The sequence below is a fragment of the Mycobacterium sp. genome, assembly GCF_050700595.1.
GTDB lineage: Bacteria > Actinomycetota > Actinomycetes > Mycobacteriales > Mycobacteriaceae > Mycobacterium.
Genome location: NZ_JBOHHI010000115.1, coordinates 1 through 16,597, shown reverse-complemented (window position 1 = coordinate 16,597; position 16,597 = coordinate 1). Strand labels below are relative to the sequence as shown.

The following is a 16,597-nucleotide window of genomic DNA, read 5'->3' as shown; positions in this document are numbered from 1 at the left end:
GGCATCACGCCGGGAGTCGAGCGGGTCCTGCGCGCGGTCGCGCAGGCGCACAAGCGCACCGGGGTGCCGATCTCCACGCACACCCACGCCGGGCTGCGGCGCGGCCTGGAGCAGCAACGCATCTTCGAAGAAGAAGGTGTCGACCTCTCCCGCGTGGTGATCGGGCATTCCGGCGACTCCACCGACATCGGCTATCTCGAAGAGCTCATCGCCGCCGGCTCCTACCTGGGGATGGACCGGTTCGGCATCGACGTGATCCTGCCGTTCGAGGAACGGGTGCAAATCGTGGCGACGATGTGCGAGCGCGGGCACGCCGACAAGATGGTGCTCTCCCACGACGCCAACTGCTACTTCGACGCGCTGCCCGAAGAGCTGCTGCCGGTGGCCGCCCCGAATTGGCACTACCTGCATATCCACAACGACGTGATCCCGGCGTTGAAGGAGCGCGGCGTCACCAACGAGCAGCTGCACACCATGCTCGTCGACAACCCGCGCCGCATCTTCGAACGACAGGGCGGGTACTAATGACCGAGCCGGTCGCGCCGATCGGCACGCAGATCTCACAGCTGGCCGCACTCGCTCCCGACGAACCGGCGGTCAGCTGCGACGGGCGCACCATCACCCGCGCCGAACTCGACGCCTCGACCAACCGGCTGGCCCGCGCGTATGCCGACCGTGGCGTCGGCGTAGGCGACTACGTGACGATCGTGCTGCCGAACTCGATCGAGTGGATCCAGGCCGCGGTGGCCTGCTGGAAGCTGGGCGCGGTGCCGCAACCGCTGTCCCCGCGGTTGCCCGCCCCGGAGTTCGAGGGACTGCTGGAGCTGCGGCCCCGAAAGCTGCTAGTGGGGCGCGAGCACCCTGGAATACCCAGTGTGCCAGGCGACTTCATACCGGACACGACCGATGCCGCATTACCCGAGGCGGTATCGCCATGCTTGAAATCGATGGCTTCCGGCGGCAGTACCGGACGCCCCAAGCTCATCGAAGCCGGCGGCGACAGCCGAGTGCCCGCCATCGCCGGCGCTGTGATGGGCGCGTGCGAGGGCGACGTCAACCTGATGTCGGTGCCGCTGAGCCACAACACCGGCTTCACCACGGCGGTGCTGGCCCTGCTGATGGGCCACCATCTGGTGTTGATGCCTCGCTTCGACGCGCATGAGTTCCTGCGGTTGGTCACCGAGTACCGCGTCACGTTCCTCGCAACGGTGCCCACGATCATGCAGCGGCTGCTGCCGGTCTACCGCGCTAACCCGGATGCCTACGATCTGTCGTCGATTCGCCGGCTCTGGCATGTCGGCGCGCCGTGCCCGCCCGCGGTCAAGCAGGCCTGGATCGACCTGCTGGGCCCCGACGTGGTCTGGGAGCTCTACGGCGGCACCGAACTGCAGGCGCTGACGTTCATCTCCGGCGACCAATGGCTGACCCACCGGGGTTCGGTCGGCATCGTGGTGGCCGGCGAGATGAAGGTTCTCGACGACGACGGAAATCCTTGCCCGCCCGACGTCGTCGGCGAGATCTACATGCGGCCCAGCCCCGGTACCCCACCGACCTACCGCTACGTCGGTGTCACCGCGAAGTCCCGCGACGGCTGGGACTCACTGGGCGACCTGGGTTACTTCGACGAGGACGGATTCCTCTATCTGTCCGATCGCCGCGTCGACATGTTCACCGTCGGCGGTCGCAACGTCTACCCCGCCGAGATCGAAAACGCGCTGTCGGCACACCCCGACGTGCTGTCGTGTCTGGTCGTCGGTGTCCCGCACGAGGATCTGGGACAGGTGCCGTACGCCCTGGTTCAGGCCGGCTCGGCATTGGATGAGCAGACGGTGCAGTCGTTTCTGCACGACCGCATTGCCGCCTACAAGGTGCCGCGCACCGTCGAGTTCGTCGACACCCCACTGCGCGACGACGCCGGCAAGGCGCGCCGCTCGGCGGTGCGCGACCAGGTCATGGCGCGACTGCGTCTTCTTGACGCCGGCTGACCGCGCTGTCGAGTACAGCCGCCGGCTGCTGGTGATTGCGTTTCTCCCAGCGCCGCAACGCTTCCCGGCACGGCGACTCGACCAGCGCGTAACTCACGGCCGCGATCGCGACGCCGAAGATCAGCGTCAGCCCCAGCACCTCTGGCATGTGGCCCTTGAACGAGAACACCCCGATCACCGGGAAGACCATGGTCAAGGCGGCCAGATGCCAGATGAAAATGCCGTAGGACCATCGACCGAGCGTCACCATCGGCGCACTACCCAAGAGCCGGTGCGGCGTGTCGGGCCGGTCCAGCACCAGCGGTGCCACCAGCGCGAATCCCACCAGCCCCCCCATCGTGGTCTTTACCGCGAACTGCGCCGCGGTGCTCGGAACGAGCCCCGCGGGTCCGGCCAGCGGGCAGGCCGCCACCAGATACGCCGTCACGGCGACGATCGCCATCAGCACCCGGTGTCGCGCCAGCCGATGTGGCAGCCCGAGCGGGCGGTACGCCCACTCCGCCAGCAGCATCCCCGCGGCGAACCAGGAGAAGAACGCCGGCGGCCAGTTCATCGGGTTGAGCCCGGGCGACTCCGCGAACGGAATCCACCCCCAAAACCAGCTGGCGATCCCGAGGCCGGCGATCACCGGCACCCGGGCCCGCACCGGTATCCACCCGGCCAGCAGCGCGAGGATCGGCAGCGCCAGGTAGAAGGTGACCTCCACGGACAGGCTCCACATTTGCGTCAGACCGGCGGTCAGCGTCAGCGGCACATACACCTGGGTGAGCGAGAGGTTGGCCAGCCACACGGTCGGACTCGCGTGGTCGGCGTCGGGCAGCAGCGACAGGATCACCACGACCGCCACCACGTAGGCCGGCATGATGCGCACCACCCGCGATCGCAGGTAGTGGCCGGTTGACGGGCGGGCTCCCAGCCCGCGCGCCGCCGCGGCGTGCCCGCGCCACAGCAGGTAGCCCGACAACGCGAAGAACACCGCAACCGCCAGGTCGAAGCGGCCGAACAGCCGACCGTCGACCCCGCTGGAATGTCCGGTCTGGAACGCGACGTGGGTCACGACCACACCGATGGCCGCACAGGCCCGCATGCCCTCGACGGCGGGCAGGAAACCGCGGGTGCCACCCACCTGCGCTGGGTCGGTCATGGGAGACAGTCTGCCTGGGGTGCGTCGCTGAATGAATCGGGTACACCGGATTTTTCCCGCCGGACGCACATGAGCCGAGCCCTTACATTTTGCTGTTAGGGTCGAACAAGTTTTGCTTGGCTGCTCCCGGTCCCCCGGATTGGTTGAGACAAGAAGGAGGTCACGGCAACAGTGAACCGAGCTGTCGTGTTGCGGATCGCCGCATGCGGAATGATGGGTCTCGGAGCTGCCCTGCTGATCGCCGCGCTGCTGTTATGGACGTACACCTCCAGCCGGATCACCAAGATTCCGCTCGACCTGGATACCACGCTGATCAGTGACGGCAGTGGGACCGCGCTGGACCCGGGGTCGCTTTCCGGGGAACACTTCGTCGTCGACAAGAACGTCCCGCTGGCGTCGCAGCAGCAGATCAGCGTCGAGACCCCGGCCAACGCAGACGTGGTCACCCTGCAGGTCGGCACCTCGGTTCGGCGCACCGACAAGCAGAAGGACACCGGCCTGCTGCTGGCGCTCGTCGACACGGTCACGCTCAACCGCAAAACGGCGATGGCCGTCTCCGACGAGACCCATCCGGGCGGTGCCGTCCAGAAGCCGCGCACCATCAACGACGAGAGCCCACCCACCAACATTGCGCTGCCGCATGACGGGCTGTCCTACCGGTTCCCGTTCCACACCGAGAAGGAAACGTATCCGTTTTTCGACCCGGTCGCCCAAAGGGCGTTCGACGCCAACTACATCGGCGAAGAGGACGTCAACGGCTTGACCACCTACAAGTTCACCCAAAATGTCGGATACGACGCCGACGGCAAACTGGCCGACCCGCTGGCGTACCCGTCGCTGTACGCCAGCAGCGACGACAGCAAGGCGACCGCGACGGCGGCGATGTGGGGGGTGCCCGGCGACGACCCCGGCGAGAGGATCACCATGACTCGCTACTACGCGGCGCAGCGAACCTTTTGGGTGGACCCGGAGTCCGGCACGATCGTCAAGGAAGAAGACCACGCCAACCACTACTTCGCCCGTGACCCGCTGAAGCCGGAGGTGCCGGTGGCCGACTACAAGGTCACCTCCAACGAGGAGACCATCGAGTCGCAGGTCAACGCTGCCCGCAACGAGCGGGACCGACTGGCGTTGTGGTCGCGGGTACTGCCGATCACGTTCACCGCCGCAGGCTTGATCGCGCTGGTTGGCGGCGCGCTGCTCGGCTCGTTCAGCCTGCGGACCGAGGCAGCGTTGCTGGACCCCGACCTGGACACCGCCGACCACGGCTTCTTCGCACGCGGCAGGCCGCCTGCCGAACCGGTGCCCGGCGCCGAAGCCGAGACCGAGAAGCTGCCCACGCCGCCCAAGGATCTGCATCGCCAAACCGGTCCGCCGCCCGACTCGGGTCCGCCGAATTCTGGCAGGCCGCCCGACTCGGGTCCATCCGACCAGTCCTGACCGCGCGTGACCGGGAGCTGCCACCGGGTTCTGCGGTGGTCGGCTCCCGGGTACGCACTGGTATTGACGCTGCTGGTGGTGGCGCCGCTGCTCGGCCCGGGATATCTGCTGCTGCGCGATGCGGTGTCGACCCCGCGGTCCTATCTGTCGGATACCGCGCTCGGTTTGTCCGACTCGGCGCCGCGGGCCACGCCTCAGGATTTCGCGGTGGCGCTGGCGTCACGAGGCATCGATGGCGGCGTCGTGGTGAAGGTGCTGCTGCTCGCGGGGCTGTGGCTGGCGGGATGGGGTGCGGCCCGCCTGGCCGCGGCGGTGCTTTCGGAGGCGGGTGCGAGCGGCCAGTTCGTCGCGATCACCCTGGCGATCTGGAATCCCTACGTCGCCGAGCGGTTGCTGCAGGGCCATTGGAGCCTGCTGGTCGGCTACGGTTGCCTGCCCTGGGTGGCGACGACGATGCTGGCGCTGCGATCGGCGAACCGACCGGCGTGGCCGGGCTATTTCGGCCTGGCGTGGTGGATGGCATTGGCCGGGCTGACGCCGACGGGGCTGATGCTGGCGGCGACGGTGGGGTTGGTGTGCGTGGCGGCGCCGGGCGCCGGGCGGCCGCGCTGGCTGTGTGCCACCGCGACGCTGGGCGGCGCGGTGGTGGCGGCGCTGCCCTGGTTGACGGCCTCGGCCTTGACTTCGTCCGCCGTGCCGCGGTCCTGGGCGCAGGCACCCGCCCTGGCCGCGTTCGCCGCCCGGGCCGAGCCCGGCCTGGGCACCCTGGGCAGCCTGGCCAGCCTTGGTGGGATTTGGAACGGGGCAGCCGTACCTACCACGCGCACCACGCTTTTCGCGGTGCTCGCGGCCGCGGTGCTGCTCGGTGTAGTGGCGATCGGATTACCCACTGTGCTGCGACGTCGGGCGGCGGTGCCGCTGCTGGTATTGGCGGCGGTGTCCGTGCTGGTAGTTGCGGCGCTGGCCACCGGGCCGGGACTGGCCATGCTGCACGCGGTGGTTGACGCGGTACCCGGCCTGGGCTTGCTGCGCGACGGACAGAAGTGGGTTGCGCTGGCGATGCCCGGTTATTCGCTGGCGGGTGCCGCCGCGGTGCTGACGGCGCGGCGTTGGCTGCATCCGGCGGCGACCGCGGTGATCTGCTGTGCCGCGCTGCTGGTGACCCTGCCCGACCTGGTTTGGGGGGTGTGGGGCAAGGTGCAGCCGGTGCGCTACCCCGGTGACTGGCCGATCGTCGCGGCAGCGATCAACGACGACCCCGGCGCGGTGACGGTGTTGCCGGCCGGCACCATGCGCAACTTCACTTGGTCGGGCCCGGCGCCAGTCCTCGATCCGCTGCAACGCTGGGTGCGGGCCGATGTGCTGACCACCGGCGACCTGACCATCTCCGGGGTGACGGTGCCCGGTGAGGGCAACCGGGCCCGCGTGACACAACGGTTGCTGTTGGCGGGCGCCGATCGCGACGCGCTGGCGCGCTGCGGGCTCCGATGGCTTGTCGTCGAACTGGGCACCCCCGGCGAGATAGGCGCAGCCGCAAGGACGTTCGAGCAACTGCCGATGGTTTACCGCGGGTCCGACCTTGGGCTGTATCGAGTCGGCGGCGAGAGCACCGGCGCGTCCGCCGGTCGGCGCCTGACCGTACTGCTCGCGCACGTGGTATGGCTGGCGATGTTGTTCGGCGGCGCCGTCGGCCTGGCGGTTGCCGGCTGGCGCCAACGACGGCGATGACACCCCCCGGTCAGGGGGTGTCGGGTTCGTCGGTGTCGAGGTCCCAGCTGCTCGGCATCATCGGCATGGTCGGGCCGCTGCCCAACGAGTCGCCGGCCAGCGTGGTCAACCCCGCTGCTTGTCCGGCACCGGCCTTGTCTGCAGTGCCGGCGAATCCCAGGGTTCCGGCGCCCTGATCCGAGGCCGCCACCGAGGCGTCGGGGTCTGCGTCCGCATCCAGGTCCGGGTATTCGTGGCGGTACCCGCGGTCGATCAGCCCCGCCCGCCGCGCCCGCTGTCGACGCACCTCTTCCCGCGTGGCCGCGACGGCCGCGGCAGCGGCGATATCGGGCTCGGGCGCCTTTCGCTGCGCGACGGCGCTGGTGCGCATCCCGCCGCCCAGCCCCGCGCCGGGAGGGCCGACCACGTAGGGGTAGGCAAAGCCCTCTGCGCCCGCGGGCGGTATCGACGGCGGCGCGGTACTGGCGACAGTGCTCGCCGCGGGCGCGGTCGTGGGCGCCGGAGCCGTCGCCGGCGCCGCGGTGGGCGCGGCGGGAGTCGACGCCATCCCGGCAACCGGCCCGGTGGTGGACGGAGCCGGCGCGGCTACCACCCCGGGGGCGGGCATCGAGGCGACGGATTGAGACAGGTTGCCCAGCCCGGCCAGCCCCGCCAAGCCACCCGCAGACACGATGGGGAGGAAGGGAACGACTAGGCCGAACGACAGCTGCGTCAATTGCGACACCTGCGGGATGAACGTGGTAAGAGCTTCGCCCGCCCAGTGCGGAACCTCGGTGATAAGTACCGGATCACTCAGCAGCTGCGTTATCGCTCCGGACGGGTTGGATGGAAACTGAGCCGTGTCTCCCTGAATCGCCTGGGAGACTTCCTCCACTCGAGTTACCCACCAGCTCAGCGAGTCTGGGCCCGGGCCTGCGTCATGGCTTGCGGTATTGGCTTTCTGGATCGGTGGCGGCGGCGCGGTTGGCGGCGTCCACGTGAGTGCGGTCTCGGACACCGCTTCATACATCGCCATCGTGGTGGCCGCCTGGAGCCACATCCGCAAATAGTCCATCTCGGTGAGCTCGATCGGAATCGTGTTGACCCCGAAGAAATTCGTCGCCATCAATGTCGCCAAAGTGGCGCGGTTGGCTCCCAGCTCTTCCAGGGTAGGCATGACCGACAATGCGGCGGTGTAGGCCGCGGCCACGGTATCTGCTTCGAGGGCCGCTGCCGTGCTGGTGCCGCTGTTCTGCAAAAGCCACGCCAGATACGGCACATGCGCGGCCACATACGCCTCCGCGCTGGGGCCCTGCCACGTCCCGGCCTGCACGGCCGCCAACAACGCGCTGAGTTGCTCAGCCGCTGAGGCGTATTCGGCGGCCAACTCCTGCCACGCCGCTCCCGCTGCCAGCAACGATCCGGGTCCCGGACCGCTGCCCAACAACGCCGACCACACCTCCGGCGGCGAGGCCATCCAGATCGGCGCCGTCACTATCAGCCACCCACACCGAGAGAGGCCAGGCGTTCCAGAACGACGCGCAATGTCATGACAGCCACTGCATTGATTTTTCCTCGTAACTGGAAATTCCGCAATATCGACTTGACACAGCTCGGCACGCCGCATATTCGAAGTCAAACCCTGGGATATCTCCGCTAGAGCGAAGATGCCGCCGCGGCGTTCGGGGCATCAGTCCTCGGGCAGCCGGACCAGGAATCCACTCACGATCAGTGTTCGGGCAAGGTCCATCTGCTGGGCCGCGGTCAGCCCGGGCAGGTCGCGAACCCGAAACGAGTCGGTGTTGTTGGAGACGAAGACCATCGCCGCCTCGTGGTCGGGAGCCACGGTGATCGACAGTTGGGCAAACTGCAGGGCGACGCCGCCCGCAACGGTCACCACCCGCGAATAGAGCGGCTGATACTTCATCACCCGTGTTTGTCCGTCGATCCCGACGGCGTTCGAGGCCGAGGCGACTGGTGGGCATCGGCCCCGCCGGACCAGGACCTCCTCCATCGTGCCGAGACCGTCCGCGAGGACACTCGGGTCCTCGACGCTTCTGATTGTGTCGCGCAGGAGGTCTCCCAGGCTTGCGCGTATAGCGGCATCATCCAAATGCCGCGGCGACAACCGGGCGTGGACACGGTCGTCGCGCAAACTCAGTGAATGGAGCACGTGGGTGACGAGCGTAAGCACGGTGGGTGCGTGGATTCCGACGGTCAAATGGACGGACGGCTCCAAGTGTGTCTCCGCGGCATGAACTTGGCCGCGTGGCAGGTACAGCACGTCGCCGGCCTCCAGATGCACGGCGGTCAACGACGAGAGTCCGTCCGTGCCAACTCCTTCCCGGCGCTCTATCTCGTGTGGCGGCACAGCCGGGTCGTTGGACAAATGCCACGTCTTGGATCCCTGGATTTGAAGGACCAGCACGTCGTGGGGATCGTAGTGGGGGACGAAGCCTGTTGATTCGGGCGGCGTGACGTAGGCGTTGACCCGTGTCGGGAAGTTCAGCTCAACCTCGATGGAATGAGACAACGAGGCAATCGTGCGCACGTAGCGCTCAAGACCATTCAGGATGATCGTGTAGCCATCGGCGAAGCCATCGCGGACGCGAGCAATATCGAGACTGCCATCAGCGAGCCGGTAGGCGTCGTGGTCCTTGTCCTCGCCGCCCCTTATCAGGCGCACCGCCGATGGCTCTGGCTGAACATGCTCCAACAGTCCCTCAACCGCCGACGGCCCGGGCAGGAGGCTATCGAAATAGCCCGCGCAGCGTCGCTTGACGTGGTAGTGCGTCGCCCCCCAAATTTCGTCAAGAAAAGTCTCCACCGTGAGAGGTTGAAGCAGCCAGGCTAGCGAGAACTCGACCGTAAGCCCTCCCTCGGTTGTGCTAAACCACGCCGGTGACGCGGTCGCCGGTTAGCACCGACTCCAACACGCTGCGCATCGCGTCGGCGCTTTGCCGCCAGGAGAATTCGGCACTACGGGCTTGCGCCTTGCCGCCGAGTTGATCGCGCAGCACCGGATCAGCAAGCAGTTGCTGAAGCCGGTTCACCAATCCGGCGCGGTCGTCGACCAAGACACCCGTCACCCCGTCGATGATCGAGTCGGTCAGCCCACCCGACGACCGGTAACCGATGGTGGGAACCGCGTGCTGGGCCGCCTCGATAACCGCCAGGCCCCAGCCTTCCTTTCGCGACGGCAGTACATGTACCCAGGACTGTTGCACCACATGGTGTTTGGTGACGTCATCGACGTGGCCGTGGAATGTGACAACGTCGGAGATGCCCAGCCGTGCCGCGTGATCGACCAGACGCCGATGCCACCACCCGCCGCCGACGACGTCGAGATGCAGCCCGGGTATCCGTGGTCGCAGCACCGCCACGGCGTCCAGCGCGTCCTCGATCTGTTTGTGCGGTACCAGCCGGGACAGCACCACCACCCGTGGGCCGGCGGCCCGCGGGCCGCGCAGCGACGACATCGGTGCCTCATCGAGACCGTTGCGCACCACCGCGATTCGCTCGTCCGCGACCCCCAACGCGACCAGGTCGCGGGCCGACGGCAGTGAGACCGTCACGTACTGGTTGCGTCGGTGCAGCCGGGGCGACAGCTGCGACTCGACAAACCAGCCGAGCCGGGCGATCACCGGACCTGCCACCGGCCACTGCTCGCGGTGGCAATGGTGCACCAGCACTGCGACCCTGCGCCCGTACAGCAGCCGGGCCAGAAATGGCAAGCCGTTTTGGGTATCGATCACCACATCCGGCCGCGCCTGCCGCAGCGGGCCGACCCCCAACCGGGCCGCGGCCATGGCCAGCGACGCCCAGACGTAAACCGAATACCGGCCGCCGGCGCGGCTGATCCGCATCCCGTCGATCACCTCGCGCCGCGGCGCGCCGGGATAACGGGCGGTGCGCAGCGTGACGGCGATACCGGATGCGGCCAGTTGCGCACCGATGCGTTGCAGATAGGTTTCGCTGCCGCCTCCTTGGGGGTGGCCGGTATCCCGCCAACACAGCAGCAGAACCGCGCGAAGGTTCCGAGGTGGGTGGCCCGTGGCCTCACGTTGCGCGGCAGACATCGCCGTCCAGACTAACCGGGTGGCGATCGCCAGCGCGGCGGAGCCGGGCGCAGCGGGTCGCCACCCCAAAATCGTAGGGTGAGGTCGATGGCCGCCACCGATCTGTTCGCCCGGCGGGCGACATTGTCCCGCTCGCTGCGGCTGCTGTTTCAGTTCCGCTACGAGCAGTCGCAGCCGGCTCGGTTCTGCGGCGCGCTGGCCGCCGACACCGCCGCGATGGTCGCCGACCTGTGGCGAGCCAGCCATGGCGGATCACCGGTTGGCCGCACGCTGCTCGACGTCGGCGGCGGACCGGGATATTTCGCGACGGCATTCGCTGCTGCCGGTATCCGCTACGTCGGGGTCGAACCGGATCCGGCCGAGATGCACGCCGCCGGACCGACGCGCGCCGACGCACCGGGCTTCTTCGTACGCGCATCGGGGATGGCGCTGCCATTCGCCGACGACTCGGTGGACATCTGCTTATCGTCCAACGTCGCCGAGCACGTTCGGCGGCCGTGGCAACTGGGCGGCGAGATGCTACGGGTAACCCGGCGGGGTGGGCTGGCGGTGTTGTCCTTCACGGTGTGGCTGGGCCCGTTCGGCGGACACGAGATGGGTCTGACCCACTATCTGGGCGGCGAACGCGCCGCCGCGCACTATGTTCGCAAACACGGTCATCCGGCCAAGAACAACTATGGGTCGTCGTTGTTCGCGGTCTCGGCGGCCGACGGGTTGGCCTGGGCGGCGAGCACCGGTGCGCTGGTCGCCGCATTCCCGCGCTACCACCCACGATGGGCGTGGTGGATGACATCGGTGCCGCTGCTGCGTGAGTTCCTGGTGAGCAATCTGGTGCTGGTGCTGCAGCCGTGAGAATGAACATGTTCTCGTTTTGCCCGCCGCTGGGTAGGGTGGCGCCATGACCGACATCAAGACCGACTACGACAAGTTGTTCATCGGCGGCAAGTGGACCGAACCGTCCACCTCCGAGGTCATCGAGGTGCACTGTCCGGCCACCGGTGAATACGTCGGCAAGGTGCCGCTCGCGGCGGCAGCCGATGTCGACGCTGCCGTCGCGGCCGCGCGTAAGGCCTTCGACGATGGCCCCTGGCCGACGACGCCGCCGAATGAGCGCGCGGGGGTCATCGCCGGAGCACTCAAGTTGATGGAACAGCGCAAGGATCTGTTCACCAAGCTGCTCGCCGACGAGACCGGCCAGCCGCCGACCACCGTCGAAACGATGCAGTGGATGAGTTCAATCGGGGCACTGAGCTTCTTCGCCGGCCCCGCAGTCGACCAGGTCAACTGGCAGGAGACCCGCACCGGCGGATACGGGCAGAGCATCGTCCGTCGCGAGCCGGTCGGCGTGGTGGGCGCCATCGTGGCGTGGAATGTGCCGCTGTTCCTGGCGGTCAACAAGCTGGGCCCCGCGCTGCTGGCGGGCTGCACGGTCGTGCTCAAGCCGGCGGCCGAAACACCGCTGAGTGCAATCGCTTTGGCAGAGGTATTCGCCGAGGCCGGCCTGCCCGAGGGTGTGCTGTCGGTGGTTCCCGGCGGGATTGAAACCGGACAGGCGCTGACCTCCAACACCGACGTCGACATCTTCACCTTCACCGGCAGCTCGGGCGTGGGCAAGGAGATCGGTCGGCGCGCCGCGGACCTGCTTAAGCCGTGCACCCTGGAGCTCGGTGGCAAATCGGCGGCTATCGTCCTCGAGGATGTCGACCTGGCCGCCGCCGTCCCGATGTTGGTGTTCTCCGGGATCATGAACACCGGGCAAGCCTGTGTGGCCCAGACCCGCATCCTGGCGCCCCGCTCGCGTTACGACGAAATCGTGGACACGGTGAGCACTTTCGTGCAAGCACTGCCGGTGGGGCCGCCGTCGGATCCGGCCGCCCAGATCGGGTCACTGATCTCGGAGAAGCAGCGCGCCCGGGTCGAGGGCTACATCGCCAAGGGCATCGAGGAGGGCGCCCGGCTGGTCTGCGGCGGTGGCCGCCCTGAAGGTCTGGACAACGGCTTCTTCGTGCAACCCACGGTGTTCGCCGACGTCGACAACAACATGACGATCGCGCAGGAGGAGATCTTCGGGCCGGTGCTTTCCATCATTCCCTATGACACCGAGGACGACGCGATCAAGATCGCCAATGATTCAGTGTACGGGCTGGCCGGCAGCGTGTGGACCACTAATGTGCCGCGCGGTATCGAGGTCTCGGAGAAGATTCGCACCGGAACGTACGCGATCAACTGGTACGCGTTCGATCCCTGCTGTCCGTTCGGCGGCTACAAGAACTCCGGCATCGGCCGGGAGAACGGGCCCGAGGGTGTCGAGCACTTCACCCAGCAAAAGAGCGTGCTGATGCCGATGGGCTACACCGTTGACAGTTAGCGTCCGCCAACGTCACGCTGGCGTGACGTTCGAGCCCCGGCGTCACACTGGCGTGACGCCGGGCGCAGGCGGGCATGATTAACGGCCCTCGAACCGGGCCTGGCGGCGTTCGACGAACGACTGCACCCCCTCGGCGGCGTCGGCGGTGCCGAACAGCGCGGCGACCTCCGGCCGCAGTCGCTCCACGGCAGTCGCATCGCCTCGTTCGGCGGCCAGGTGCGCCGATGCCAGCGTGGCCCGCACGCCCAGTGGCGCGGCGCGATCGGCGATAGTGTGCGCGATTTCGCGCGCGCGGGCCAGTGCGGTTGCGGCGTCGTCGGCCACCTCTTGGACCAGCCCGATGCGGTGTGCCTCCACGGCGTCGAACTCGTCGCCGGTGAGCAGCCAGCGCATCGCGTTACCCCAGCCGGTCAGACGAGGCAGTCGGATGGTGGCACCGCCGAAGGGATAGATCCCGCGCAGCACTTCGAGTTGCGCGAACCGGGTGCCGGCCGCCGCAATCCGGATGTCGGCGGCCAACAGCAACTCGATGCCCAGCGTCATGCACCAGCCGTGGACGACGGCGACCAGCGGCGTGGTCCAGGAAGCGTCCAGACGCCAGGGGTCGCGTCCGTCGGCCGGCGGATACTCCTGCAGGCCGCCGGCGATGCTGGGCCCGACGTCGACGAGGTCGAGCCCACCGGTGAAGTGGTCGCCGTGCGCGAAGAGCACACCGGCACGCACTGAGGTGTCGGACTCCAGCAGCGCGTAGGCGCGGGCCAGGTCGGCCAACATCGCCTGGTTGAATGCATTACGCTTCGCTGGCCGGTTCAGCCCGATCAGCAGCACGTGGCCGTCGCGCTGCAGGGACACGGTCTCCAGGGTCGGCAGTGATGTCGTCTCCATGGGTGGAGTCAACCGCAGAATCAGGGAATATGCAATGCTACATACAAACGGCCGGAATGGACGATGAATAGCCGCGATACCACAGTTGTCACGGGTGCTTGCCTTAGCGGTACACCACAATATATGCTTTCTTACATAATCATGGGCTGGGTCAGCACGCGAGGCAGGAGAAGACCATGTGGATCGTCGAGCTCAACATCGCCGGCTACCGGGTCACGCGTTAGGTTCCCGAGCTGCGTCGCACATCGCTGCGGCCGCGCAGCGTGCACTGGCGGATGCCGCAGCTTCGCCGGTCGCAGGCCGCCTAAGTGTCGGCCAGCCAGGGGATCTAAGGGAAGGCACTCGTGTCGATAGTCACCCGCGCTGCACGCACCAAGCGCGGCGGAACCCGCACCAACATGTTGGTCAGTGCCGCCGAGGTGATGCGCGAGCGCGGCGCGGCCGGGGTGACCATCGATGAGGTGCTCACCCGTAGCGGCGCACCGCGCGGCTCGGTGTATTACCACTTCCCCGAGGGGCGCAACCAGATTCTGACCGAAGCGTTGCGATTCGCAGGGGACGCGATCACCGCCACTATCGATGACGCTGCTGACCAGGGCGTCACGGTACTGCTGCGGCAGTTTGTCGAGTTCTGGGAACGCCTGCTGAACGACAGCGACTTCAACGCCGGGTGCCCCGTGGTGGCCGCCGCGATCGGCTCGGCCGACGAAGAGCGTCAGCTGACCGCCGCGACGGGGCAGATCTTCGATCGCTGGCGCTCGGCATTAACGCGGACATTTGCCGCCGACGGCTTCCCCGACTCGGATGCGGCGTCGCTGGCGGTGATGTCGATCGCCGCGCTGGAAGGCGCCGTCGTACTATGCCGCTCGACTCGCAGCACAGGCCCGCTGCACGACGTCCACAGTCAACTTGAATTCCTGATCAAGGCAAGGGAATTCGTCCGCCGTAACGGACTTCCCGACCACGACGACTAGTCGCTGGCCGGCAGCGGCTTGGCCTCTTTCAGGCTCAGTACGGTCTGACCGACGGCCAGCGTTCCCGCGCCCGCCTTGGTCACCAGCACCTCGGCGCCGGTCTCGTCCACGTAGCGCTTACCCATCACGTTGCCGTCGGCGAACGCGGGATCCGGTTCGCCGGAACGTTCGGCACCCAGCGGCACCATCGGCACGCCGCCGCAGCGCAGATCGTCGAGGCTGTCGGCGCTGCGCACGACGATGACCTGGGTGTCGCACACCTGGCTGGTCAGACGGGTTCCGTTCTTGATCATGACTTCGATCCTAAAGTCCTCAGAGTTGTCAGGGATTCGACGATTTCGCGGCGAAGGACCTTGCCGGTCGCGTTGGTGGGCAGCTCGTCGCGGAACACTACCCGGTCAGGTGTACGTGACCCGCGCAAGCTCTTGCGGACATGCTCGCGCAGCTCTTCGGGGTCCGGGTCGACGCCGGGGGCCGGCACCACCACGGCGACGATAGCCTGACCCCACTGCGGATCATCGACCCCGACCACAGCGACGTCGCGCACATGGGCATGTTCGATCAGCACGTCCTCCAACTCGGCGGGGGCGATGTTCTCACCGCCGCGGATGATGGTGTCGTCGGTGCGCCCGCCGAGGAACAGGTATCCCCCCTCGTCGAGGGTGGCGACGTCCCGGGTGGCAAACCACCCGTCCGCGTCGAGCACCGAGCCGGTCCCGGTGTAGCGACCCGAGACCTGGTCGCCGCGGACGAAGAGCTCGCCGGTCTCCCCCGACGGCAGCACGGCGCCGTTGTCGTCGCGAATCTGTACCTCGATGCCCGGAACCGGTTGGCCGACCGATCCCAACCGCCTGACGATCGCAGGATCGGTCGCTGCCTGCGCCTCGCGGTGATCGTCGGGGGTGAGCACGGCGATTGTCGAACTGGTCTCGGTCAGGCCGTAGGCGTTGACGAACCCCACGTTCGGCAGCAGCTCCAGTGCCCGGCGCACCAGTGGCAACCCCACCTTCGAGCCGCCGTAGGCCAGGTTGCGCAGTGACGGCAGCTCATGGCCGCCCTGCTCGAGCACCGTCACTATGCGGTCGAGCATCGTCGGCACCAACGTCGCGGTGGTGACGTGCTCGGCGTTGATCAGCCGCACCCATTCCTCGGCGCCGAAGCTCGGCAGGTAGACCATCTTGCGTCCGGCGTACAGGTTCGACAGCGCCGCGCTGACCCCGGCGATGTGGTAGGGCGGCACGCAGATCAGCGCAGCGTCGGTCGGCTCGGCGGACTCGAATTCGACTGTGCCGGTGACGTAACTGGTCAAGTTGTTGTGCGAGAGTTCCACCGCCTTGGGCTGCGACGTGGTGCCCGATGTGAACAGCACGATCGCGGTCGCGTCGGGGTCGGAAAACGCCGCGGCATGCGCTGCGCCGCGGGCCTTCGCGACGAACTCGTCGGAGTCGATTACCTGCATACCGGCGGTGCCGAGCGTCTCGCGATACCGGCTGTCGGCGATCACCAGCGGCTCGGGAAGCCGCCGGATCAGCGTCTGGATGCCCTCAGCGGATAGCCGGTAATTGATCGGGGTGAACGCCACCCCGGCGCGCGCCGAGGCGAAGATCAGCAGCGGCAACATCGCCCCGCCGGTGCCGACGTAGGCGGCGTGCCGGGCATTCGATGCCGCGATGACGCCGGCGCCGCCGTCGGCGAGGTCGCTCAGCTGCTGCGCCGTCAATCGCGTCTCCCCCGAGACGACGGCGGTTCGATCGGGTTTGCTCGACGCGGCCATCTCGAGAAGCAACGAAATGCTCATCCTCGAACTTTCTGTGGTCTGGGCCGTTACAAAGGCCCGTCAGAAGTGTCATGCCGCGTTAGGGCTGCAGTTTAGATCATGCAACCCGCCCGTTGATGCGATGAAGGGGCGGGGCCTCCGCTCCTCGTGACGTTCCCGGCGGATGCTGGGGGTGTCATAACCAAATCACACGGTTGGGAGGCCCCTTGATGAGTGAGTATGCCGGAAAACAGTTCGT

13 protein-coding genes and 1 pseudogene are annotated in these 16,597 nt (G+C 67.5%); 7 read left to right on the top strand and 7 right to left on the bottom strand.

Annotation, left to right across the window (positions count from 1 at the left end):
* Positions 1-525: pseudogene (locus ACRDTL_RS11445) on the top strand (phosphotriesterase-related protein); the annotation flags it as partial.
* A complete protein-coding gene (locus tag ACRDTL_RS11440) occupies positions 525-1,985 on the top strand; it encodes an AMP-binding protein (protein ID WP_431506823.1) in 1,461 nt (486 codons plus the stop codon). The pseudogene ACRDTL_RS11445 and the gene ACRDTL_RS11440, both read left to right, overlap by 1 nt.
* On the opposite strand, the gene ACRDTL_RS11435 is transcribed toward ACRDTL_RS11440, so the two are convergent.
* Entirely contained in the window at positions 1,951-3,129 is a 1,179-nt protein-coding gene (locus tag ACRDTL_RS11435; RefSeq protein ID WP_431506822.1) for an acyltransferase family protein, read from the bottom strand. The two genes, ACRDTL_RS11440 and ACRDTL_RS11435, sit on opposite strands and share 35 nt — an antisense overlap.
* A gap of 171 nt (positions 3,130-3,300) precedes the next feature.
* On the opposite strand from ACRDTL_RS11435, the gene ACRDTL_RS11430 reads away from it, so the two are divergent.
* Together ACRDTL_RS11430 and ACRDTL_RS11425 are read left to right on the top strand one after the other, a co-directional pair.
* Positions 3,301-4,569: a DUF3068 domain-containing protein gene (locus ACRDTL_RS11430; RefSeq protein WP_431506821.1), complete on the top strand. Its 1,269-nt coding sequence runs from the start codon at positions 3,301-3,303 to the stop codon at positions 4,567-4,569.
* 30 nt (positions 4,570-4,599) lie between these two features.
* Positions 4,600-6,297 (top strand): hypothetical protein, encoded by a 1,698-nt coding sequence (locus tag ACRDTL_RS11425; RefSeq protein WP_431506825.1) that lies wholly within the window; start codon positions 4,600-4,602, stop codon positions 6,295-6,297.
* A 10-nt stretch (positions 6,298-6,307) separates the two neighbouring features.
* Here ACRDTL_RS11425 and ACRDTL_RS11420 read toward each other — a convergent pair whose 3' ends face one another.
* From ACRDTL_RS11420 to ACRDTL_RS11410, 3 genes are all read right to left on the bottom strand, one after another.
* Positions 6,308-7,771, bottom strand: a complete 1,464-nt coding sequence (locus tag ACRDTL_RS11420) for a PPE family protein (RefSeq protein WP_431506820.1) — start codon at positions 7,769-7,771, stop codon at positions 6,308-6,310.
* 195 nt (positions 7,772-7,966) lie between these two features.
* Positions 7,967-9,103, bottom strand: a complete 1,137-nt coding sequence (locus tag ACRDTL_RS11415; protein ID WP_431506819.1) for a cupin domain-containing protein — start codon at positions 9,101-9,103, stop codon at positions 7,967-7,969.
* A 61-nt stretch (positions 9,104-9,164) separates the two neighbouring features.
* Positions 9,165-10,355, bottom strand: a complete 1,191-nt coding sequence (locus ACRDTL_RS11410; RefSeq protein ID WP_431506824.1) for a glycosyltransferase family 4 protein — start codon at positions 10,353-10,355, stop codon at positions 9,165-9,167.
* Positions 10,356-10,442: 87 nt separating this feature from the next.
* Here ACRDTL_RS11410 and ACRDTL_RS11405 point away from each other — a divergent pair, with 87 nt between their 5' ends.
* Positions 10,443-11,207 carry a class I SAM-dependent methyltransferase gene (locus ACRDTL_RS11405; RefSeq protein WP_431506818.1) on the top strand — a complete coding sequence of 255 codons (765 nt, stop codon included), beginning with the start codon at positions 10,443-10,445 and terminating at the stop codon, positions 11,205-11,207.
* A gap of 46 nt (positions 11,208-11,253) precedes the next feature.
* The gene (locus ACRDTL_RS11400; RefSeq protein ID WP_431506817.1) at positions 11,254-12,723 is read left to right on the top strand and encodes an aldehyde dehydrogenase; all 1,470 of its coding nucleotides are present in this window, start codon (positions 11,254-11,256) and stop codon (positions 12,721-12,723) included.
* Between the two features lie 78 nt (positions 12,724-12,801).
* Here the strand turns inward: ACRDTL_RS11400 and ACRDTL_RS11395 are convergent, their stop codons facing one another.
* Complete coding sequence (locus ACRDTL_RS11395; RefSeq protein ID WP_431506816.1) at positions 12,802-13,608, bottom strand: crotonase/enoyl-CoA hydratase family protein; 807 nt, start codon at positions 13,606-13,608, stop codon at positions 12,802-12,804.
* A gap of 344 nt (positions 13,609-13,952) precedes the next feature.
* Here ACRDTL_RS11395 and ACRDTL_RS11390 point away from each other — a divergent pair, with 344 nt between their 5' ends.
* Entirely contained in the window at positions 13,953-14,582 is a 630-nt protein-coding gene (locus tag ACRDTL_RS11390; protein WP_431506815.1) for a TetR/AcrR family transcriptional regulator, read from the top strand.
* On the opposite strand, the gene ACRDTL_RS11385 is transcribed toward ACRDTL_RS11390, so the two are convergent.
* Positions 14,579-14,875, bottom strand: coding sequence for a hypothetical protein (locus tag ACRDTL_RS11385; RefSeq protein WP_431506814.1), 297 nt, complete (start codon positions 14,873-14,875; stop codon positions 14,579-14,581). The two genes, ACRDTL_RS11390 and ACRDTL_RS11385, sit on opposite strands and share 4 nt — an antisense overlap.
* Positions 14,872-16,380 (bottom strand): class I adenylate-forming enzyme family protein, encoded by a 1,509-nt coding sequence (locus ACRDTL_RS11380; RefSeq protein WP_431506813.1) that lies wholly within the window; start codon positions 16,378-16,380, stop codon positions 14,872-14,874. Before ACRDTL_RS11380 ends, ACRDTL_RS11385 begins: the two co-directional genes overlap by 4 nt.
* Between the last annotated feature and the right edge of the window lie 217 nt (positions 16,381-16,597).

Bases quoted from the DNA above. Each gene is read 5' to 3' on its own strand.
- ACRDTL_RS11405 (WP_431506818.1), top strand. From the start codon at position 10,443: ATGGCCGCCACCGATCTGTTCGCCCGGCGGGCGACATTGTCCCGCTCG.
- ACRDTL_RS11395 (WP_431506816.1), bottom strand. From the start codon at position 13,608: ATGGAGACGACATCACTGCCGACCCTGGAGACCGTGTCCCTGCAGCGC.
- ACRDTL_RS11410 (WP_431506824.1), bottom strand. From the start codon at position 10,355: ATGTCTGCCGCGCAACGTGAGGCCACGGGCCACCCACCTCGGAACCTT.
- ACRDTL_RS11385 (WP_431506814.1), bottom strand. From the start codon at position 14,875: ATGATCAAGAACGGAACCCGTCTGACCAGCCAGGTGTGCGACACCCAG.
- ACRDTL_RS11400 (WP_431506817.1), top strand. From the start codon at position 11,254: ATGACCGACATCAAGACCGACTACGACAAGTTGTTCATCGGCGGCAAG.
- ACRDTL_RS11380 (WP_431506813.1), bottom strand. From the start codon at position 16,380: ATGAGCATTTCGTTGCTTCTCGAGATGGCCGCGTCGAGCAAACCCGAT.
- ACRDTL_RS11440 (WP_431506823.1), top strand. From the start codon at position 525: ATGACCGAGCCGGTCGCGCCGATCGGCACGCAGATCTCACAGCTGGCC.
- ACRDTL_RS11435 (WP_431506822.1), bottom strand. From the start codon at position 3,129: ATGACCGACCCAGCGCAGGTGGGTGGCACCCGCGGTTTCCTGCCCGCC.